Source organism: Bradyrhizobium sp. Tv2a-2, assembly GCF_000472425.1.
In the GTDB taxonomy this organism is placed as follows: domain Bacteria; phylum Pseudomonadota; class Alphaproteobacteria; order Rhizobiales; family Xanthobacteraceae; genus Bradyrhizobium.
In genome coordinates, this window is record NZ_AXAI01000001.1 from 459,670 (window position 1) to 480,816 (window position 21,147).

The following is a 21,147-nucleotide window of genomic DNA, read 5'->3' on the forward strand; positions in this document are numbered from 1 at the left end:
CGTCAGAACCGGGCCTCACGCAGGCAAGCCCAATCAATCTCACCCGACTGCTTCGCGAAATTCACCAGCTCCTCGGACAACCCACGAAAGGCGCCGAGCAGGCGAATTGAATTCTCACTTTCTGGTATCGAAATGCCCGCCCTGTCTGCATCGGCGACCGCTTTCTCGATCTGCGCTTCAAGTTGCTCCAACATCGTATCAAGCCGCGCGCGAAAATCGCCAAAATCCGCAGCCTCGGGATGCTGCGAGAGATTGCCGAAGATATGCTGCAACCCGAGCCGCCACTCGCGCAGCTGGGAGAGCAATTCACGCGCGAGCACTTGCGATTGCTCTCGCGCGCGGGTCTCAATAAGATCTTGCATGCGGTAAGCAAGAGCCTGCAGGCTCTCGACGAGCGCCAGTACCGGCTTGGTCGTAGAGTGACCCAAGGCGGCCGCGGGCAGTGCACTCCCCCAGATAGCGAGTTTGCCCGGGACTCTTGCCAGGTCGCCGAGATGCCACGCACGCCTGAGACGCTGCCACCACGTCGGCCGGCTGGTGGGGTCCCACTGCAGCGTCGACGCAAGATACGTGCAGGCGCCAAAGAAGCGGCCCAGCAGGCGGAGGAACACGCGTTCAGCGCGGAATGAGATGGGGAAATGCGTTGCGACCGCCAATACTGCAAAAATCAGCGGGAAGACCACCGCGAGGTTCACAACATTGAGAAAGTTGTAGGTCTGCTCGTTGGTGACGCCCAACGTCATGACAAACAATCCAAGCGCCGCAGCCTTGCCCGCGGCCTGCGTAGGCCGATGGAACAGGTAGCAGATCAGGAAGACAGCTCCGAAAATCACAACCGCTAGGCCGACGAAGCTCGTGAGGTGCGGCATCACCAGGACGTAGATTGCGCCTCCAAGAGCGATGCCAAATGCAACTGGCAAAAACACGCGCACCATCGGCACCTGCGGCATAACGCAAAGCGCCATCGAGAGCGTGTTGGTGAGAACGATGAACTCAACCGTATCGGGGATGTCCGGCACATAAAGCGCGATAAACCACGCCAGCCACAGGCCCGTGAACCATCGCGCGACGCTTGCGAGGCGCTCGGGATCGAGCGCTGATGACAGTAGCGACACCCTCTCGTAGACCGGACCCACCTTGGCGCGACTGAAGTTCCGGATGTCGGCGACCGTCTCAAAGAGATCGCGCGTAAGCTTGTCGATTTCCTGGAGCTGACTGCGATAGAGGAGGAGCGCTGCTCGGTGGAACGGCGAAAGCGAGCCGATACTTTCTTCAACGTTCAACGGCACAGAAGACGGCCCATGGTCCGGCAGGTGCCCTTCCAGCATGCATCCGATTTCAGAGAATCGGCGGTCGAGCTCGGCAGCGAATTTTGGAAGCCCTGGTATCAGCAGCTCGCGGTTAAACTGCTTCGTAGAGCTCTGCCGCAGGCGTTCAAATGTGCTGCTCAGTTGCAAAAGCTGATGGATCAGGCTTCGCCAGGCGTGGCGGGCTTCCCATACTTCGTAGCTGCTGACCTCCGCGCCGTCGAGCAGACCACCAAGGTGCGCTAGTGTTTGCGTTGCCTGTTGCCTGAGGGCGTCTGGGCCCGCGTCGCGCGTTTCACCTATTGTCGGCGTGAGATCGTGCGCTGCGAGTTGACGCTGACCGGCCACGAACTGACGTACTGCGTTCTCAAGGGCTTCACGGCTACTAGTCGGCCAGATCAGGAGCCAGACCAGGCTGTAGCTCACGACGCCCAGCGCTGTTTCCTCAAAACGAGTTATAACTGTCTGAAAATCATTGAGCGGGTTGGAGCCGCCAGCAAGTGCAAGGAGCGGCACCGAGAACCCGGCAACGTACCAGAAATACCATCGGGAAGTGCCAGCCATCATATAGGTGCAGAAGCCGGTGAAGATGCTCATGAAAATCAGGAACAGCCAGCGGTCCTGCGGGAATAGAGCAATGAGGGTGATGGTCGCGAGGATCCCCAAAAAGGTGCCGCATAACCGCAATAGCCCCTTGTTGAGTGATTCTCCGACCGTCGACAGGGTGCAAAACGCCACGGAAAATGCGGCCCAATCAGCATTGTCCCAGTTCATGGAAAGGGCGACGCCATAGGCAAGCACCATGGCAAGGGCGGTTTTGATTGCCGCCTTGACCCGATCCGACAATACTCCCTGGTCACTGATTGAAATCATTGTAAAGCCGCTTGGCAGCTTCAACATCGACGGCCGTTTTCGGTATCCCCGCCGTGACCGCGTCAGCAATCAACGCGCCGATCCGTCGCTGGCATCGACGCCAATAGCAATCACCTGTCGGGACATCATCTGGTCCGCGCGCATGAGATTGATCTCCAAGCAACTGTCGAGACCATTATAGGGTTACCGGCAAACGCTTTGGGGTGGTCTTGACCTAAATCAAAGGAAGTCCGTTCGGGTCATGAGCCGTAATACTGTGATCGAGCACAAGGTTTCCGCTTCACCCCCGAAGCCGACATGCCGACGGCCACGCTCATTTGCGCGGGTGACGGGAGCCCGCCTACCCCCACGCGCCTTGGAATTGCACTTGTGCCGGCATGATCAGTCCTCCGATAAGTCACTCCGGCCCGGCCATGGCAGCAACATCAGCTGAAGGAGGTCCGGGCCGGAGCTTTGAGGCGCCTCTATTCCGCGGTGTCACGGCTCGGCGCCATTCCTGGAACGTCGGAGAGGGCAACTCCGCCGGCAGATGCAGACTCACTCCGGTGAGGGGTCTGTCTCCGCGAGTTAGGCAAAGAGAGATTCGCCCGCGGAAAGAGACCCCTCATCCGGCGCTGCGCGCCACCGTCTCCCAAGGGGAGGAGGAAGACTCGCCGTCACATCGGCGGCGTGATGCCGTCGCGGCCGACATTGACGCGGTTGGCTTCCAGCGTGCCGTCGTCCTTCTTGTTGGCGCCGAAGATGATGACCTTGGCGCCCGGCTTCATCTCCGACTTGTCGCCGGCGACGAAGGAGACGATCGGCGTCTCCGGCGGCACCAGCACCTTCTTCTCGCCGTCCTTGTATTTGACCACGATGTGCTGGCCGTCGGTGCCCGCGACCGTCTCGGCGACGGTGGCGTTGGTCATGGTCGAATTGGCGCGGAGATCCCAGGGCCGGAAACCTTCGGCCGCGCCGCGCTGGTTCTCCGGGAAGATGTGCACCGCGATGGCCTTCTGCATGCCGTCGGGCTCGGGCATGGCGGTGACGCCGATATAGGATCCCGGCTTGATCTCCGATAGCGAGGTCTTGGCCACGCCGAACACCGCGACATTGTCGGTCGTCTTCACCTTCACGTCACTGCCTTCACGCGTCTTGATGCTCAGCACGGGCCCATCGACGGCCTCGATGGTGCCGCGAATGCGCACGGTCGGCGCCTGCTGGGCGGCCGCGATGCTGGAGAAGAGGACGAGGCCCGCGAGCACGCGCAGGGCGGTGAGGGTTTTCGGCATGGGCTGATCTCCCGGCAAGGGTGTAACGGTCGACTCGCAAACCCCGCGGAGGCGAGGCTATTCCACCGTCACAATCAAACCGCACCGTGCGCCCTCGCCCCTCGGAAGGGGCGAGGGTAAAGCTCGTTACATCGGCGGGGTCAGGCCGTCGCGGCCGACGCTGATGCGGTCGGTGCCGAGGGAGCCGTCGGGCAGCTTCTTGACAAAGGCGATCAGCTTGGCGCCCGGCTTGAGGTCGCCCTTGTCGCCGGGCACATAGGTCACGATCGGCGTATCCTGCGAGATCACGACCTTCTTCTCGCCGTCCTTGTACTTGACCATGATCGTCTGGCCGTCGACGCCGGCGACGCTCTCGGAGACGGTGGCGTTGGTCATGGACGAGTTCGGGCGCAGATCCCAGGGCCGCGATCCCTCGCCGGTGCCGCGCATGGCCTCCGGGAACACATGCACCTCCACCGCTTTGGGCGTCCCGTCAGGACCCGGCACCGTGGTGGTTCCAATGAAAGAACCGACCTTGACGTCGGCGAGCGCGATCTTCGTGATGCCGAAAATCTTGGTGTCGCTGCCCATGTGCAGCTTGACGTCTTCGCCGCTGCGCGACTTGACGTCCAGCAGGTCGCCGTTCACCGCCTCGAGGGTGCCGCGCACGCGCGAGGGGGTCGGCGCCTGCTGGGCGATGGCATAAAGGGTGGACCCAGCCACCATCGCAACGGCGATCAGCGGGCGTGTGAGAGTTGAACGTCGCAAGAGCATGTATAGATCTCCAGGCAGGTGCTTGCTTTGTGCTAAAACGCGATGAGATGAGGTTAAATCTCCGGCGCGCTTCAGGTTTTCGATTGAGCACGATGCTTTCGGAGAGCCACTTCACGCTCTGCGCTAACGCGGCACTCCGGGTCCGGATCATGCTCCAGTGACAGACACCTGATCTTTCATGATATTCCGTCTCGCGACCTCGCGAGCGGAGATGTGATAATGGGATGATCGCAATTCACGCGCCCGCGAGATCGGCTTCCACCAATGCGCGGAGTTCGGGCGTCACCTCCGGGCGCTTGCCGAACCACAACTCGAATCCGCGCACCGCCTGGTGCAGCAGCATGCCGAGCCCGTCGGCGGTCCTCAAGTTTCGCGCCTTGGCGGCGGCGAGCAGCGGCGTTTCCAGCGGCACATAGACGAGATCCGACACCACCGCCTGCGCCGGCAGGCGCGCGATGTCGATCTTGAGCGCTGGCTGGCGGTACATGCCAAGCGAGGTGGTGTTGACGAACAGACCCGCCTTCGGCAGCACCTCGCCGATCCCGTCCCAGGCAATGGGACGCACCGTCTCGCCGAACTGGTCGGCCATCGCCTGCGCGCGCTCGAAGGTGCGGTTGGCGAGATGGACACGCCCGATGCCGCGCTCGATCAGGCCGAACACGACCGCGCGCGAGGAGCCGCCGGCGCCGACCACCAGCGCGTCCTCTGCCTTGTCCCATCCGGGCGCGCAAGCATCGAGATTGTTGATGAAGCCCTCGACGTCGGTGTTGGTCGAGCGCAATTCGCCGTCCTCGTACCACAGCGTGTTGGCGGCGCCGACGGCCTGCGCGCGCGCGTCCGGAGCGGACAGCGCGAGCACCCGCTCCTTGTGCGGGATGGTGACATTGGCGCCGACGAAGCCGCGGCGCGCAAGCCGCATGACGAAGTCGGCAAAGCCTTCCGGCGGCACGGCCTCGATCGTATAGCCGCCGGCAATGCCGAGCGCGCGCAGCCAGTAATGATGGATCAGCGGCGAGCGCGAATGTGCGGCCGGCCATCCGATCAGGCAGGCGGCAGGCGGTCTTTTGTCGGCATCGGTCATGACCGTCCAATCGGCCAAGCGACGGCGGCTGTCAATATCATCGATGGTTCGTCACAGCGAGAATGCCGCTCAAGGCAAACGCAAAAGCTGCGGCAAACCAGATCGCGGCGAGACTGATCCAGTGATAGGCGGTGGCGCCGAGCACTGCGCCGGCCACCAGCGCCGCCCACAGAAGCAGGTTCGGCACCCAGGCCAAGCGGGCGCCGCCAGTGAGCGCCGCGGCAATCAATTGGCCGACCTTCACCAGTGCGCCCGTCACATAGGTCAGGCCAAGTCCGCCTCCGCCCTTGATCTGGAACACCGCATTCTCCAGCCCCATCGCCAGCACGATCGCGGCGATCGCTACCCTGGACAGGCCGAAGGCGTAGCTGAGCGCGGCAAGCGCAAGCAGCAGCGCTTCAATGAGCAACACCCAGGGCTGGCGATGCACGCCTCTGCCGAGCACGATCAGGCAACCGCCGGCGGCACCTGCCACGAACAGGACAATCAGCACAAGCGCCTGGCTGGCCGCCGTCCATTGTCCGGCGGCGAGGGTGACCCCCAGCCGCGTCGAGTTGCCGCTCATGAACGAGACAAACAGGCCGCCAAGATGCAGATAGCCGATGCCGTCGACATAACCGGCCAGCGCGCTGAGCGCGCAGGCGAGCGCGATATTGCGGGAGGAATCGAGCATGGAGTTGAGCACCGTCGTTCCACGAACGGACGACAGTGTTCACGAAACGGACAGGCTTGAAAAGTCCGGCTGCGCCGGCGGCTAAAGCATGATCCGGAAAAGTGTGTAGCGGTTTTCCGAAAAGATCATGCTCAATCAAAGAGCTAAAGCGCGACGACGATTCAACCAAATCTCATCGCGCTTTAGCCCGCGGCGAGATCGTCGGTCACGACGCCGGGCCCGGAAGCACTTCCCTTGATGTCCGCAACGGCCCGCGCGATGGTCGCGCGATAGCGAGCGCGTCGCGGGCCCACGCCATGGGTCAGCAAGGCGCGGCGTACCGTCGGCGACGCTCCGGTGATGAACAGCTTGATGCCCTGGCGGGCGGCCTTGGCGGCGACGCGCGCAATCACGTTCGCCGCCGTCGAATCCAGGAACGGCACCGCCGCGAAATCGACCACGAATGCCTTGCGTTTTTCAGCGACGCCTTCGAGTGCGGCCCCTATCGCCGACGCCGCGCCGAAGAAGAACGCGCCGGTGATGCGATAGACCAGCACCTCGGGGTCGACAGCGAGCTTTGCATCATAGGGCACGCGATCGCCATTGCCGTCGTCGGCCCGATCTGCCGTGACCAAAGGCGTGTCGTTCTCGATGCCGGTCATCTGTGCCATGCGGTTGATGAACAGCACCGCGCCGAGCGCGAAGCCGACCAGGATGCCTTCCGTGAGGTCGCGGAAAACCGTCAGCAGAAAAGTGGCGAGCAACACCGTGGCGTCGCCGCGCGAAGACCGGATCAGGGTTGCGAACTCCTGCTTCTCCGCCATGGTCCAGGCGACGACCACCAATACTGCGGCCAGCGCCGCGAGCGGGATATAGCTCGCCAGCGGCGCCGCGATCAGCATGAACGCCAGCAGGAACACCGAATGCAGCATACCCGAGACCGGACCGCGCGCTCCGGCCCGGACGTTGGTGGCGGTTCGCGCGATCAGGCCCGTGACACAAATACCCCCGAACAGCGCCGATCCGATATTGGCAAATCCCTGCGCCACCAATTCGCAGTTGGAGCGGTGCCGGCGGCCGGTCATGCCGTCGGCGACCACGGCGGACAACAGCGATTCAATGGCCGCAAGCAGTGCGAACGCGATGGCATCGGGCAGCACCGCCTGCGCCTTCTCCGCGGAGAAGAGCGGCAATGCCGGCAGCGGCAATTCCCGGGGAATTCCGCCAAAGCGGCTGCCGATGGTTTCCACCGGCAGCGACAACGCCCATGTGGCGAGCGCCGCCACGACGACTGCGATCAGGATGCCGGGCCAGGCCGGCCGCCATCTCCGCAACACGCCAATGATGCCGACGCTGAGCGCTGCGATCATCACCGCCGAGAGATTGGCCGTGGGCAATGCGTGCGCGAGCGCCTCGAGCTTCGGGATCAATTCGCCCGGCTCTTTCGTGGTCAGCGTAAGGCCGAACAGGTCCTTCAGCTGGCTGACAAAGATGATGACGGCGATGCCGGCGGTGAAGCCGACCGTCACCGGATAGGGAATGAACTTGATGTAGGTGCCGAGGCGCAGAAATCCTGCCGCGACCAGTATAAGCCCGGCCATCAGCGTGGCCAGTATGACGCCGTCGATGCCGTGGCGCTCGGCGGTCAGCGACACCAGCACGATGAAGGCGCCGGCGGGTCCGCCGATCTGAAAGCGGCTGCCGCCCAACAACGAAACGATGAAGCCGCCGACCACGGCGGTATAGAGCCCGCGATCCGGCGTCACGCCCGAGGCGATTGCGATCGCCATCGAGAGCGGCAGCGCCACGATCGCAACCGTCAGGCCCGCGATCACATCGGCGCGAAAATCACCGAAACCATAACCCTCGCGCAGCACCGTAACGAGCTTCGGCAAATAGAGCTCGGTGAAGGTCGGTTGATGCAGCTGATGCGCCCTGCCGGCGCGCTCGCTTGCGATGCTCATGCCCAATGCTCCGCCACCGTCATGGATCGCCGGCCGACTGTCGGCATCACGAGGCACTAGCCGCCCGTGCGGCGAGGCGGTCCCGGTTGCTTCAGGCGAACGCCGCGTCCGCCATCGTCGCTGCGCGCGTGTTCGCCGATCAGTTCGACACCGGCGCCATCAAGCGCATCGACCACCTTGATCAGCGTTTCGACGACGCCGCGGACGGTGCCCGTGCTGGCCTCCATCCGCTGGATCGTCGGCAAGGACACGCCCGCGAGCTCGGCGAGCGTTTTTTGATCGATCCCGAGCAGCGCGCGTGCCGCTCGCATCTGAAAAGACGTGATCACTGCGGCCTCACGTAAAAAGCAGCATAGTTGATATTTAAAACAAGTACAATGATGTAAAATACATCATGCGAAGCCGAAAGCAAGCGTCGCGTACGAGCCGCACATAGCCGCGCTTTCATTTCGCGGAACAGCGCGCGAGCCATGGGCGAATCCGGCTCGAGACCCGAGTAAAAAAGAGGTCATGAACCCACTTGCGGATTCATGACCCATTTGATGGCCTTGCAATCAGACGTTCAGGCCGCATCCCGATGCGCAGCGATGATCTGGTCGGCAGCGCGGCCGGTGACTTCAGCCATGTGATCGAACTGACGCGTGAAGCTGCCGGCGCCGGCGGTGGCGGAGCGCAATTCCACGATCAATTCGCCGATCTCCGATTCCGGCATCAGGGCACGGACGCAGTCCCAGCCCTGCCAGCCGTCACGGGTGTCGAAGGAGAGGATCTGCCCGCGCCGCGCCGACAGGATGGCGTTGATCTTGGCGGTGGCATCCGTCGGACAGACGATCTCCACGGTGTGGATCGGCTCGAGCAGCACCGGCTGGCATAGCGGCAGGCCCTCGCTCAAGCCCACCCGCGCCGCGGTCCGGAACGCAAGGTCGGAGGAATCGACGCTGTGATAGGAGCCGTCGGTCAGCGTCACCGCCAGATCGGTGACGGGGAAGCCGAGCGGCCCGCGCGTGAGCCCGTCGACCACGCCCTCTTCCACCGCCGGGATGTAGTTGCGCGGCACCGCGCCGCCGACCACCTTCTCCGCGAACTGGAAGCCCTCGCCGCGCGCCAGCGGCTTGATGTCGAGCACCACGTCGCCGAACTGGCCGTGGCCGCCGGACTGTTTCTTGTGCCGGCCGCGCTGGGTGATCGGCTTGCGGATGGTCTCCTGATAGCCGACCACGGGCGGATGCGATTTGACGTTGACGCCGAAGCGTTCGCGCAGGCGCTCCAGCGCGACGCGCAGATGCATCTCGCCTTGCCCCCACAGCACGGTGTCGTGGGTGCGCGGGTTTTGCACCATGGTGAGGGAGGCATCCTCCTCGTTCAGCCGCAGCAACGCCTGGCCGAGCTTGACGTCGTCCTTGCGATCGGCGGCCGCGATCGAGATCGCCAGCACCGGCGGCATTGGCGCCACGGTCAGAAGCGCGGCAGGCGCGGTCTTGCCGCTTGAAACGGTTTCCCCCGTTTTGATGGTGTCGAGCTTGCCGAGCGCGACCGTGTCGCCGGCCTCGGCCGAGGCACGCTTGCCGTCCTGGCTGCTGCCGGCCGCGTAAATGCCCGACACCCGCGCGCTCTGGCCTGTGGAGGATTGCAACGTCGCGCCGTCGTCGAGATGGCCGGCGAACAGCCGCGTCAGCGACAGCTTGCCGCCGTGCTGCAGATGCAGGGTCTTGAACACATAGCCCAGCGCATCCTTGGACGCGGGGACGCCGAGCCGCGCCGCGGTCGCGGTGGCATCAGGCGCCTCGTGACGCAGCGCCTTCATCAACCGCAGCACACCATTTTCGCGCGCGGCAGAGCCGAGCAGCACGGGACAGATCTGCCCCTCGCGCAGCTCGCGGGCGAGATCGTCGAACACGGCATCGCGCGGCGGCTGGATGTCTTCCAGAAGCTGTTCCATCAGCGCGTCGTCATGGTCGGCGAGCTTTTCCAGCATGGAGAAGCGCGCTTCCTTCTCGCGGTCGAGATTGCCGCCCGCGAGCTCGACCACTTCGGAGGCCTTGTGCTCGCGATAGACGAAGGCGCGCTCAAGCGCGAGATCGACAAAACCCTCGATCAATTCGCCGTTCCAGATCGGGATCTGGCGCAGCACCAGCGGCACGCGTGAGGCGGGCTGCAAGGTCGCGAGCGTCTCGCGGACGCGCGCGTTGGCGCGATCGATCTTGTTGAGAAACAGGAAGCGCGGGATTTTCAAATCCTCGAGCTCGCGCAGAATGATCTGCAGCTGCGGCAGCTTCTTCTCGTCGGCCTCGCACACCACGACCGCGGCGTCGACCGCGGGCAGCGCCGCACGCATGTCATGCGAAAACTCCACCGACCCCGGACAGTCGACGAAAGTGTAGCTGTCGCCCATGAAAGTCGTGGTCGCAGCCGTCAGCGACACGCTCATCTTGTGATGGCGCGCCTCGGCACTTGCATCGCCGACGGACGTGCCGGCATCGACGCTGCCGGCACGCGCGACTGCGCCCGTCCGTGCCAGTATCGCCTCTAGAAGTGTGGTTTTACCGCTTTGGAAAGGGCCCACCAGTGCAATGCACCGTGGACCTCGGGGACTTCTGACGTCTTGTCCCATTCGCCGCCTCCTTCATTTGGAGCTCGGCCCGTGATTGGGTCGGCAAACATCTATGCTCTGCCTGCCCCGGTTGTTTGGCAAGCAGGAAAAAATTCACGCTGCGGTGCGGAGACAATGACTCCTTGGTGGAAAGCAGTCATTGCGAGTGAAGCAATTTGGCTTCCGTCATTCCGGGGCGATGCGTCAGCATCGAACCCGCAATGACTCGAAGTGAAAGGCGAAATCGCTTAACGTCCCGGCCGCAGTTCCAAACTCTCCAGCCCCGCGGCGACGTTGATACCGACCTGGCCTTGCAGGCTCAGCGGCTGCAGCGCGATGGAGTTGTTGGAACCGCCGACCAGCACATTGCCGCCGAGCCCGACGCCAACAGAGGCACTGCCCTGCGCGCCGGCATAATCGCCGGAGAGATCGCCCGGTCCGAGCCGTTCGACCGGCGCATAGACTGCCCACCCCAGCGCGGTTTCCTCGGTGATACCGAGATCGATGCCGACCTTGCGAATGGTGGCGATATAACGGTCTTCCGGCACGCCCTCGACCCGGAACACGCAACCGAGATTGGTCACCGAGCCCACGATGAAGCCGACGCTGGCGCCGCCGCGGCATTCGAGCACGCCGATGCGCACGCGCGCCGCCGGCTGCTGCGCATCAGCAACGCCGACAGTTGTGAACAGGGTCGCGGCAATCGCTGCGGCGGACGTAAAGTAGCGCATGAAAACTCCGGCTGAGGAATGTGATGCGAGCCAAGATGAACGCTCGCCGGTAATCCCGGCGCTGCTCTCTATGGCACAGGATCGGCAGCGGTTCCAGATTCGCGGGCACTGCAAGCGTGCAATAGGAAAAGAGGCCCGCTTGCGCGGGCCCCTCAACATTCAGCGCCGGTTCAGAATGATTTTAGCGCAGGTTGCCGCAGAAGCGCTGGATGCGCTTGCACGCATCTTCCAGGTCCGAGGTCTTTGTCGCGTAGGAGATACGGAACGCCGGCCCGAGACCGAACGCCGAGCCGTGCACCACTGCAACGCCTTCGCTCTCCAGCAGCTCGGTGACAAAATCCTCGTCATTGCCGAGCAACTTGCCAGACGGCGTGGTCTTGCCGATGGTGCCGGCGCAGGATGGGTAGACGTAGAACGCACCCTCGGGCCGCGGGCAATCGATGCCCTTGGCCTGGTTGAGCATGGAGACCACGAGGTCGCGCCGCTCCTTGAAGGCCTTGTTGTTGGCGGGGATGAATTCCTGCGGACCGTTCAACGCCTCCACCGACGCCCATTGCGCAATCGAACATGGGTTCGAGGTCGATTGCGACTGGATGGTCGCCATCGCCTTGATCAGCGATGCCGGACCGCCGGCATAGCCGATGCGCCAGCCGGTCATGCAATAGGCCTTGGAGACGCCGTTCACCGTCAGCGTGCGATCGAGCAGCCGCGGCTCGATCTGCGCGGGCGTCGTGAACTGGAAGTCGTCATAGACGAGGTGCTCATACATGTCGTCGGTCATCACCCAGACATGCGGATGCTTGACGAGCACATCGGTGAGCGCCTTCAGCTCGGCGCGGGTATAGGCCGCACCCGTCGGGTTGGACGGCGAGTTGAGGATGATCCACTTCGTCTTCGGCGTGATCGCCTTTTCGAGATCCTCCGGCTTCAGCTTGAAGCCGGTATCGGCGGGGCAGACCACGGAGACCGGTTCACCACCGGCGAGCGCCACCATCTCAGGATAGCTGACCCAATAGGGCGCGGGGACGATGACCTCGTCGCCCGGATTGAGGGTCGCGACCAGCGCGTTGTACAGCACCTGCTTGCCACCGGTGGAGACGATCACCTGGTTCGGCTTGTAGACGAGACCGTTCTCGCGCTGGAACTTGGCGATGATCGCCTCCTTCAGCTCGGGAATGCCGGTCACGTCGGTGTACTTGGTCTTGCCGGCCTCGATGGCCTGGATCGCCGCCAGCTTGATGTTGGCGGGCGTGTCGAAATCCGGCTCGCCTGCGCCGAGGCCGATGACATTGCGCCCCGCCGCTTTGAGCGCGCGTGCTTTATCCGTGACCGCAATCGTCGCGGACGGCTTCACACGGTCGAGCGCAGCGGACAGAAAGGGCATAATGGCCTCCTTGCAGGCGTGGAACGGCTTCTTCGCGTCCACGACTCTTCATGATGGGGGAACATCCTCACCCTAGGCCGCGATCCGCTGCGCTGCAAGAAACTTTGGCGAAAACGGTCCAACTTTAGGGAATGTCTGAGTTGGCCGATCCGCATCGCGCAACATTTGCAAATCCCGGCGAGGAAATGGCTCATAACCGGCAATATACCAGCTGGACTGACTTACAGCGGCACATCGTCAACACATCTGCCCCGGCGCCGTGGGCACCGTATTGCTCCGAGAGCCGCCAGCATTGCTCCGAGAGCTACGCAAACGCGGGTGTTAACGTGAGAAGCGTCAGGCTCACGAACCCGTCATTCAAGGTGCCTGAGCCAACGGGTCCCCGCAACGCGCGACCCGGTGACCGACTCCGCGCGGGCCTCGAAGGGTGAACGGCTCCGCTGCGCAAGCCTGCTGGCCCTTGCCCTGACGGCAGCGCCGCTCGCGCTGAAGTTGTTTCAGCTCCACTCGTGGCCTTCGTGAGGGGTACGGAACGCATCCCGGCCGCTGCCCGCATGTCGCCTAGCGCAAGTGTGATCCGAATTGTCGTCGCGTGTTGGAAAGTTGTTGCATGCGGTTGCAGTGCGGCAGAGCATTTCGACTTTTTCCAGTGATTGACCCTTGCGGCGTTTTAACAAGAGCATCATTGTTTAGCCGCGTTGCGGCGCAAGTTAACAATCCAGCGTCGCGTCCTCGCTTCATCAGGTCGAACCAGCAGAATGTACAAGCTCTATTCGATGCAGCGTTCGGGCAACAGCTACAAGGTCCGCCTTGCGCTGGCGCTTCTGAACGCGCCGTACGACGCCATCGAAGTCGACATCCTGCGCGGCGAGAGCCGTACGCCGGAATTCCTCGCCAAGAATCCAAGCGGCCAGGTGCCGCTTCTGGAGGTTGCGGAGGGACGTTATCTCGCCGAGTCCAACGCCATTCTCTGGTATGTCTGCGGCGGCACGCCGCTCGCACCGGAATCCCGTATTGAGCGAGCCGAGGCGTTGCAATGGATGTTCTTCGAGCAGCATGCGCTGGAGCCGAATATCGGCGCCGCCTATTTCTGGCTGGCGCTGGTGAAGGGCGGCCGCGCCCTGCAGACGCATGCGCTGGAGGACTGGATGGAACGCGGCTACGGCGCGCTGCAGGTGATGGAAAATCACCTCAGGAACCATGACTATTTCGCCGCCGGCCAGCTCACGGTCGCCGACATCGCGCTCTACGGCTACACCCATGTTGCCGACCGCTGCGACTTCGACCTCTCGACCTTCCCCGCCATCCGCGCCTGGCTGAAGCGCGTCGAGCACACCCCTGACTTCGTCGCCATGGACTGGAGGCCGGCGGAGATCGTTGATGAGCCCACCAGCATTGTGGCGGGGTTGTGAGGGTCACTTTTGGCGACACCAGCCTCCCATCTCGCACCGTCATCCCTGCGCAAACGGCTTCGCCGTTTGTCGCTGGAGGCGCGTTGGCGCCGTCCCGGTTCAGATTGCGTCAAAAGTTAACAACAAGCAGCGGAACGTTAACCTTTGCGGCGAAACGGCCACTTTCGTCGCGGCTCCCGCCGCAATCTCGCCGGTGATCGCTGCAACATTGCAGTAACGCGCAAGTGATTCGTTCGGCACGCATGAGGATTGATTTCGCCATGAAACGGTTGTCCGGCTCTGCAGGCTTTAACGGCCACAGCGCCCCGGTCGCGTCGTCCCGCCTGATTGACGCCGTCGCAGCGGCGCTCGTGCTCGGCGCGGTCTCGCTGTGCCTCATGATGTGCCTCACCGTGCTCGGGACCAAGACCAGCATGGCGATGCCTCTGCTCGGTTAACCGCGATTTCCTACGATTTGATCCAACAGATCGTTAAACTCGCACCGTCAGTGCAAGCGGTGTTTCATCATCGCTGCAAAGATTCCCTGCCGCGAGACACAATCCGGCGCATCCGGCGCTTAAGCTCCTCGCAGGGGCAAGAACCGGCATGCAATTCGATGGGCGCGCAATCTCCGGTCCGGTGCTGGCGGCAGCGACAACGCTGGCCGCGATCGCAATCGATCGTGGCCTGATCGGCGTTCCCAATCCGGCGCCACTCCTGGTGTTGATCGTCGCCCTGGCGGGGTCGTGGAGCGGCTTTCGTTCGGGCCTGATCAGCGCGGGAATTGCGATTGTCGGATCGGCGCTGTTCTTCCTGGATCACCGCGCGACCCCCGGCTATCAGATGTCCGATCTCGTCCGGCTTGCGATGCTGGCCGCAACCACGGGCGGCACGGCTGCGATCACCGGGCTGTTGCGGCAGCAGCTGATGGACTCGTTCGCGCATGAGCGCGCCGAGCACGCCACTGCGCAACGGCTGGCGGCAGCGCTTGACCAGGTCGACATCGGCATCGTGCTGCTCGATGCCGACACCCGCGCCGAGTTCATCAACCGCGCCTTCCGCAACTATTTCGGCCTGCCCGATGCGAAAGCCGACTCCAGGCCTGCTTTCGTCGCGTTGATGTATCACGGCCGCGACACTGGCGCGTTCGAGCTGCCGGCGGACGAATTGAACGCCTTCATTGCAAGGCGCATGGAGATGATGCGGATTGGCGACTCCACGCCGATCAACATTCGTCTCAAGGACGGCCCGGTGCTGCGTTTCTCCTGCACCGCATTGCCCGACGGCGGGCGCATGCTGAGCTACACGCCGATCACCGACCTCGTCCGCCACGGCGACAATCCCGCAGATGCAGACTATCTCCGTTCGCTGCGCGGCGGTGGCACTCGGGGGCTAGCGCGGAATCTGCGCGCCGCGGAGTAGCCTCTTTGGTTCACCCTCGCCCGTTGTGCGCCCACGGCTTCCGCTCCTCATCCACGACGGTGCTGAACCGCGAGCGCGTCAACGGCCGCAGAAGGTCCGAGCGCGATCTGGTGGAGATGCAACAGGACAGGCTCGACCGCTTGCCCGAACGCGTTGAGCTATTGCAGCATTGGGCGGACGAGATCGACGTCATGCGCGAGGGCGCGATCGTTCTTCCGCTCGTCGACTGAAAGAACTTCCCGTCGTCGCGAAGCGCGGTTCACTCAACGAACAGAACAGCCAGCACCATTCCGATGGGGAGAAGCCCGAGACCGATCATGCCGACCCGATAAGCGGTTTCGCTTTCAATGAAACGACGCATGACACGCGCTCCCTAGCCCAGAAGGCATGCCCTCAATCATGCACCCGCGAATGCCGGCTAACAAGCACGAATTACCGCCGTTTCGGGTCACAGGGGCCATGTGTGCGTTGCGAGATCATTCTGGCCGACCCCGCGAAATAACGCGCCAACGCAGCCGGCTGAAACGGGTAGGCTGCGGCAATCACTTCGGCTTGGTCAACGGCTCAAGCGGCGTCGCGAAGACCGTGGCCGCTTTGGGCCAGGCTTTTGGAGCGGCTTGGGTGTCAGCGAATGATGCCGGAACGTCAAAGGGTATCATCCGTTGATGTGGGACCCTTCCGCGCCAAATGATCAACCGACGCGACATCGCTAAACAGCCGGCCCAGGCCGCTGTCAGCAAAAGCCCCAGCGTTTGCGCCGGGCCTCTTTGTTTCTGCAAGCAATCCGCCGCTGGCAGTTTACGAGTTCAAGCCCTAGTCTAACCTGGGCCCAGCGCCGCATCGCCGATGGCGATGCCTCATTGGTGCAAAGTTTGGAAAGAATTGAAATGTCCTCGCCCTCCATCCGCCCTGTTCGCCGCGACGACTTCGACAAATGGCTGCCCTTGTGGGACGGCTACAACGCGTTTTACGGTCGCGCCGGTGCGACCGCGCTCAAGCGCGAGATCACCGACATGACGTGGTCACGCTTCTTCGATGCCTACGAGCCAGTGCGTGCGCTGGTCGCCGATGATGGCGGCGCGTTGCTGGGGCTCGTGCATTACCTGTTTCACCGCAGCACCACCGCGATTGCGCCGATCTGCTACCTGCAGGACCTCTTCACGGCGCAGGCCGCGCGTGGCAAGGGCGTCGGGCGCGCGCTGATCGAAGGCGTCTATGAACAGGCCAAGCTTGCGGGATCGTCGCGCGTCTATTGGCAGACCCACGAGACCAACATCACCGCGCAACAACTCTACGATCGCATCGCCGAACGGTCCGGCTTCATTGTCTACCGCAAGTTGTTTTGAAACGGCTTTTCTCTGACGTCACCAGCCTGTGGATAAGTCAAGATGTCACCGCCACGTTACAATGCATGGCTACGCTGCGGCTGCGTCTGATCAGGCCCCCCGTCACGGATCAAGCGCCCCAGCGGTCCCCGTCAGTCGCCGCGTCTGACCGGGGCCGCACTTTTTTAGGGCCTGTTTGTCGATCGGTCGGGACGCAACCGCTGCCCCATTGCATGATTTTGCGTGACAGACCCGCGTCTTGCGGCAAGCCTTCCTGCGCGTCACAATGCACGCCCTCCCCGTTTGGTTACAGGATCATTCATGCAAATTCGCAATCTCGGCGGCTCCGGCTTACGCGTTTCCGCGGTCGGCCTCGGCTGCAACAATTTCGGCCAGCGCACGGATCTCGAAACCTCGCGGAAAGTCATCCACAGGGCGCTTGATCTCGGCATTACGCTGTTCGACACCGCCGACATCTATGCGGGCATGGGCGGCTCGGAGACAGTGCTTGGCACCGTGCTCGGCGACCGCCGCAAGGACATCGTGCTTGCCACCAAATTCTCGAAGCCGATGGCGACCGACGGCACCAAGCAGGGCGCCTCGCGCCGCTACATCATGGAGGCGGTGGACGCCAGCCTGAGGCGGCTGAAGACCGACTATATCGACCTCTACCAGCAGCACGATTACGATTCCCTGACGCCGATCGAGGAGACGCTGCGCGCGCTCGACGACCTCGTGCGGCAGGGCAAGGTGCGCTATCTCGGCAATTCCAACTTCCCCGCCTGGCGCATCGCCGAAGCCGAGTTCACCGCGCGCGCGATGAATGCAAACCGCTTCATCTCCTGCCAGGACGAGTACAGCCTCGTGGTGCGCGATATCGAGAAGGACCTGCTGCCGGCCGCGCAGGAATACAAGCTCGGACTGCTGCCGTTCTTTCCGCTGGCCAGTGGGCTCCTCACCGGCAAGTACCAGCGGGGCGCGGCGGCCCCTGCGGATACGCGCTTAGGCAAGGTCCAGGTGCTGCGCGACCGCTACATCACGCCACGCAACGAGGAGATCGTCGACAAGCTCAAGGCCTTCGCCGAAGCGCGCGGCCACACCCTGCTCGAGCTCGCCTTCTCCTGGCTCGCCGCCCGGCCGCAAGTCGCCAGCGTCATCGCGGGTGCCACCCGCGTCGAGCAGGTCGAGCAAAACGTGAAGGCGATCGCCTGGAGCCCGACCGCGCAGGACATGGCGGAGATCGACGAGATCACGAAGTAGGTGTGTCTCCTCCCCCTCTCCCCGCCCTCTTCGTGGGGAGAGGCAAGGGAAGTCAAGCAATCAGCCCCTTCATCGGCTTTGCCATCGCACTGTCGGGAAACACGGCGTCCGCGAGCACGCGCTCGCCGAGACCCAAGTGATCCGCGAGCACGCCCTTGATCACGGTGCGCAAGTCGATGGTTGGCGCGAGGTCGCGGCCTTCATAAAGGCTGGAGGCCTTCAGAGACGGCCAGTTCGTGATCACGCGGCCGCCTTTCACCGCGCCACCGGCGAGCAACGCGATGGTGCCGGTGCCATGATCTGTGCCCTCGGTGCCGTTGATGCGCGCGGTGCGGCCGAACTCGGTCGCGACCACGATCACGGCGTCGCGCCAATGCGGCCCCAGGCCGCTTTCGAATTCCGAAAGCGCGCCGTCGAGGCCGGAGAGCAGGCCGGCGAGCCGGCCGACCGGGCCGCCTTCATTCGCATGCGTATCCCAGCCGTCGAAAGCGAGTGCCGCAATGCGCGGGCCGTCATCGGCCGCCATCAGCTTTGCCGCGCCGCGCGCGACCTGGCGCATCCGCGCCGGCGCCCCGCTGCCGGGCTTCGGCTTCATGTCGTCGCGATTCATGGCATCTCCTTGTGCCTGCCTGTCGAGCGCGATGCCTTCCTGCAGCGAGGTCGCAAGCGCGGGATCGCGATGCCGGTAGAGCTCGATCAGTCGCGCCGCGGTATCGTCGGCGGCCTGCGGCAGCGCTACCGGCTCCCAGCCGACAGTGAGCGCCGGGCCGCGCAACACCAACGGCGTGGTCGGACCAACCGCAAGCGCGCCCGTGACGCGCTCGCCCTGCGGCAGTGCCTGCAGCGCGCGGTTGAGCCAGCCGGACTGCACCCGGCCGGGACCGGCAAAGCCGCTTTCCAGCACGTCCTGACCGTCGAAATGCGAGCGGTCGCGGTAGGGCGTCGACACCGCATGGACGACCGCGGCCTGCTTGTTCCCAAACATCCGCGCGAACTCCGGCATCGACGGATGCAGCGCAAAGAAAGAATCCAGCATCGGCGCCGCGTGCGCCCCGTCGCGGGTCAGCGCGATCGCGCCATGCAGCGGGGCATAATCGGGATCGCCGACCGGTGCCACGGTGGCGAGGCCGTCGAGCGCGCCGCGCAGGATCACCGTGATCATGCGCGGATCGCGGCCATCGGCCGCGCGCGCAAATTTCGGCATGTAAGCCCAGGCCGCGAAGCTCGCGCCGCCGATCAGAAGTGCACGCCGCGAGGTCAGCAGACGGCTCTCACAGCATTCCATGGTCATCTCCTCTGGAATTCCGGCGACATCAAAAGCAGCGCCAGCGCCTGCTGGCGCGTTTCCGCACGCTCGATGGTGCGGCGCGTCTCGGGCGAGGCCGTGTCCGCAAACGCGAACTCGAGCAGCTCGCGCGCATCGATGTTGTTGCCGACGCGGGACGACACCTGCGCGGCAATGTCCAGGCGCAGCTTCATGCCCTCGGGCGCCGCCCAGGCGGCGTTGGTATCGGGGAAACCGTTCGGGCCTGCCGGCGACCACAGCGGTTGGCCTAGCACGTTGAGCCCGCCGAGATAGGGACCGGGCTCCTCCGGCACATGCGCAAGCAGCCGCCCGGTCGCGATGAGGTATTCATAGGGGCTGCGCATCTTGGTCAACGGCGCCGACCAGGCTTCGTCGGAATCTAGCAGCGCCAATGTCACGGCTTTCAGATCGCCGTCGGTTTTGGCGAAAGTGTCGGCGAGGCGCGCGACCAGCGCGGGCGGCGGATCGTCCGCGACGAAATGCCTGACAAGCTTGGTTGCGATGAATTTTGCGGTGGAGGGATGGCGTGCGATGTCGGCGAGCGCGGCCTCGCCCTGCTCGACGCCGCCGGCCGGATAGCTCTTGCCGAGCAGCATTTGCGGACCCGGCTCGTGCGCATTGGCGTTGAATACGAAGCTGCCGGGCTGGCCGAGAATGCCCTGGCGCCCGACGAAGGTCCAGCCGGTGATGATGCGCGCAAGCGAGGTAACGTCCTCTTGCGTGTAGCCGCCGCCGACGCCGAGCGTGTGCAATTCCATGATCTCGCGCGCGAGATTTTCGTTCAAGCCGCGCTTGCGGTTCTGCCCGGCCCGCGAATCCGGCCCCAAAGACTGCTGGTTGTCGAGGAAGAACAGCATGGCCGGGTGCTGCTCCACCGCCTTCAGCATGTCGGCGAAGCGGCCGAGCACATGCGGGCGGATGGCTTCACGCTCGAAGGAGCCGGCCCAGATCCGGCCCAGCTGCCCCTTGCTGGCGGAGATGCAGAAATGATTGGACCAGAATGCGACCAGCCGCTCGGTGACGCCGCAATCGGCGAGCACGGCGCGCTGCAGCCGTGCCAGCGCCTCCGCGCGAAACGTCTTCTGGATCACGTTGGGTTGCTGCGCCGGCTGCGCGACTTGCGGCTTTGCCGCGTTCGACTGCATCGTCTCGGGCGCGGTCGCGACAGTGCCGCCGGCGGCATTGTCTGGCGCTTTCATCGCCTGCGGCTGTGCAGTCATGTCCATGGCGTTGAGCGAGAGGTTGTGCCGCTGCGGCTTGTCGTCTGTGGTCGGCGCAGGCAGCATCTCCACGGGCTGTCCCGATTTGGGGGCGGCCTCGCGCGCCTTCCTGACTTCGAGCTGATAGGCGAAGGCGGCTTGCGCCAGCAGCGGCGTGGACTGCAAGCCCCGCGCCTCCAACAGCGCGCCGCTGGCGCGCAGAAGCTCAGCCTTCACAAAGCCGCGGGGATCGGAGGCCGCATCGACAAAATCGCCTGACGCGCCACCCCGCGCCCCAAAGCCGAACCGATGAAGCGCAACGAGAGCTGCTTGCGAATCGCGGGACATTGTCGTCTTCCCTTCGCGCCATGTCTTCGGACCCATGTCTTCGGGCCCATGTCTCGGAGCCCACGTCTCCGGGCCCAGCCCGGTGGCGTCAGGATACAGCGCTGCTATAATCGTCGGCGATCATGGTAGCGCCGTCCGTGATGAACCCCACCTTAAGACCGCGGCGGATTCGCGCGACTTTGCATGACAAATCGGAAAGAATCCCTCACTTCACGCCGGGTTAACTGTTCATCTTGCGGAACAGCCTTCGGCTGCGATCCCGACGGCGCGTGCTGGTGCATGGATGAAAC

18 protein-coding genes are annotated in these 21,147 nt (G+C 63.8%); 6 read left to right on the forward strand and 12 right to left on the reverse strand.

Annotated elements, in window-relative coordinates; all coding sequences use genetic code 11:
• Positions 1–2 precede the first annotated feature (2 nt).
• The 10 genes from A3AI_RS0102200 to A3AI_RS0102250 form a co-directional block, all read right to left on the reverse strand.
• Positions 3–2,207: an FUSC family protein gene (locus A3AI_RS0102200; RefSeq protein ID WP_036047286.1), complete on the reverse strand. Its 2,205-nt coding sequence runs from the start codon at positions 2,205–2,207 to the stop codon at positions 3–5.
• 629 nt (positions 2,208–2,836) lie between these two features.
• Entirely contained in the window at positions 2,837–3,451 is a 615-nt protein-coding gene (locus A3AI_RS0102210) for a hypothetical protein (RefSeq protein ID WP_024514004.1), read from the reverse strand.
• 126 nt (positions 3,452–3,577) lie between these two features.
• Positions 3,578–4,204 (reverse strand): hypothetical protein, encoded by a 627-nt coding sequence (locus tag A3AI_RS0102215; protein ID WP_024514005.1) that lies wholly within the window; start codon positions 4,202–4,204, stop codon positions 3,578–3,580.
• A gap of 235 nt (positions 4,205–4,439) precedes the next feature.
• Complete coding sequence (locus tag A3AI_RS0102220) at positions 4,440–5,285, reverse strand: shikimate dehydrogenase (protein ID WP_024514006.1); 846 nt, start codon at positions 5,283–5,285, stop codon at positions 4,440–4,442.
• Positions 5,286–5,322: 37 nt separating this feature from the next.
• Positions 5,323–5,958: a YoaK family protein gene (locus tag A3AI_RS0102225; RefSeq protein WP_024514007.1), complete on the reverse strand. Its 636-nt coding sequence runs from the start codon at positions 5,956–5,958 to the stop codon at positions 5,323–5,325.
• Between the two features lie 182 nt (positions 5,959–6,140).
• Positions 6,141–7,901 (reverse strand): SulP family inorganic anion transporter, encoded by a 1,761-nt coding sequence (locus A3AI_RS0102230; RefSeq protein ID WP_024514008.1) that lies wholly within the window; start codon positions 7,899–7,901, stop codon positions 6,141–6,143.
• 56 nt (positions 7,902–7,957) lie between these two features.
• Entirely contained in the window at positions 7,958–8,230 is a 273-nt protein-coding gene (locus A3AI_RS0102235) for a helix-turn-helix domain-containing protein (protein ID WP_024514009.1), read from the reverse strand.
• A gap of 233 nt (positions 8,231–8,463) precedes the next feature.
• Complete coding sequence (locus A3AI_RS0102240; protein WP_024514010.1) at positions 8,464–10,512, reverse strand: elongation factor G; 2,049 nt, start codon at positions 10,510–10,512, stop codon at positions 8,464–8,466.
• Positions 10,513–10,739: 227 nt separating this feature from the next.
• Entirely contained in the window at positions 10,740–11,222 is a 483-nt protein-coding gene (locus tag A3AI_RS0102245; protein WP_024514011.1) for a DUF992 domain-containing protein, read from the reverse strand.
• A 181-nt stretch (positions 11,223–11,403) separates the two neighbouring features.
• Positions 11,404–12,606, reverse strand: a complete 1,203-nt coding sequence (locus A3AI_RS0102250; RefSeq protein ID WP_024514012.1) for a pyridoxal phosphate-dependent aminotransferase — start codon at positions 12,604–12,606, stop codon at positions 11,404–11,406.
• 758 nt (positions 12,607–13,364) lie between these two features.
• On the opposite strand from A3AI_RS0102250, the gene A3AI_RS0102255 reads away from it, so the two are divergent.
• From A3AI_RS0102255 to A3AI_RS0102290, 6 genes are all read left to right on the forward strand, one after another.
• A complete protein-coding gene (locus A3AI_RS0102255; RefSeq protein WP_024514013.1) occupies positions 13,365–14,018 on the forward strand; it encodes a glutathione S-transferase family protein in 654 nt (217 codons plus the stop codon).
• Positions 14,019–14,278: 260 nt separating this feature from the next.
• Positions 14,279–14,455 carry a hypothetical protein gene (locus A3AI_RS48660; RefSeq protein WP_198030044.1) on the forward strand — a complete coding sequence of 59 codons (177 nt, stop codon included), beginning with the start codon at positions 14,279–14,281 and terminating at the stop codon, positions 14,453–14,455.
• Positions 14,456–14,603: 148 nt separating this feature from the next.
• Positions 14,604–15,419, forward strand: a complete 816-nt coding sequence (locus tag A3AI_RS0102265; protein ID WP_024514014.1) for a PAS-domain containing protein — start codon at positions 14,604–14,606, stop codon at positions 15,417–15,419.
• A gap of 5 nt (positions 15,420–15,424) precedes the next feature.
• Positions 15,425–15,649 carry a hypothetical protein gene (locus A3AI_RS0102270; protein WP_156927597.1) on the forward strand — a complete coding sequence of 75 codons (225 nt, stop codon included), beginning with the start codon at positions 15,425–15,427 and terminating at the stop codon, positions 15,647–15,649.
• A gap of 657 nt (positions 15,650–16,306) precedes the next feature.
• Positions 16,307–16,765, forward strand: a complete 459-nt coding sequence (locus A3AI_RS0102285) for a GNAT family N-acetyltransferase (protein WP_024514016.1) — start codon at positions 16,307–16,309, stop codon at positions 16,763–16,765.
• Positions 16,766–17,065: 300 nt separating this feature from the next.
• A complete protein-coding gene (locus A3AI_RS0102290) occupies positions 17,066–18,004 on the forward strand; it encodes an aldo/keto reductase (RefSeq protein WP_024514017.1) in 939 nt (312 codons plus the stop codon).
• Between the two features lie 52 nt (positions 18,005–18,056).
• Here A3AI_RS0102290 and A3AI_RS0102295 read toward each other — a convergent pair whose 3' ends face one another.
• Positions 18,057–19,295: a DUF1501 domain-containing protein gene (locus A3AI_RS0102295; RefSeq protein ID WP_024514018.1), complete on the reverse strand. Its 1,239-nt coding sequence runs from the start codon at positions 19,293–19,295 to the stop codon at positions 18,057–18,059.
• Complete coding sequence (locus tag A3AI_RS0102300) at positions 19,292–20,857, reverse strand: DUF1800 domain-containing protein (RefSeq protein WP_024514019.1); 1,566 nt, start codon at positions 20,855–20,857, stop codon at positions 19,292–19,294. The genes A3AI_RS0102295 and A3AI_RS0102300 overlap by 4 nt, the downstream gene beginning before the upstream one ends.
• Positions 20,858–21,147 lie beyond the last annotated feature (290 nt).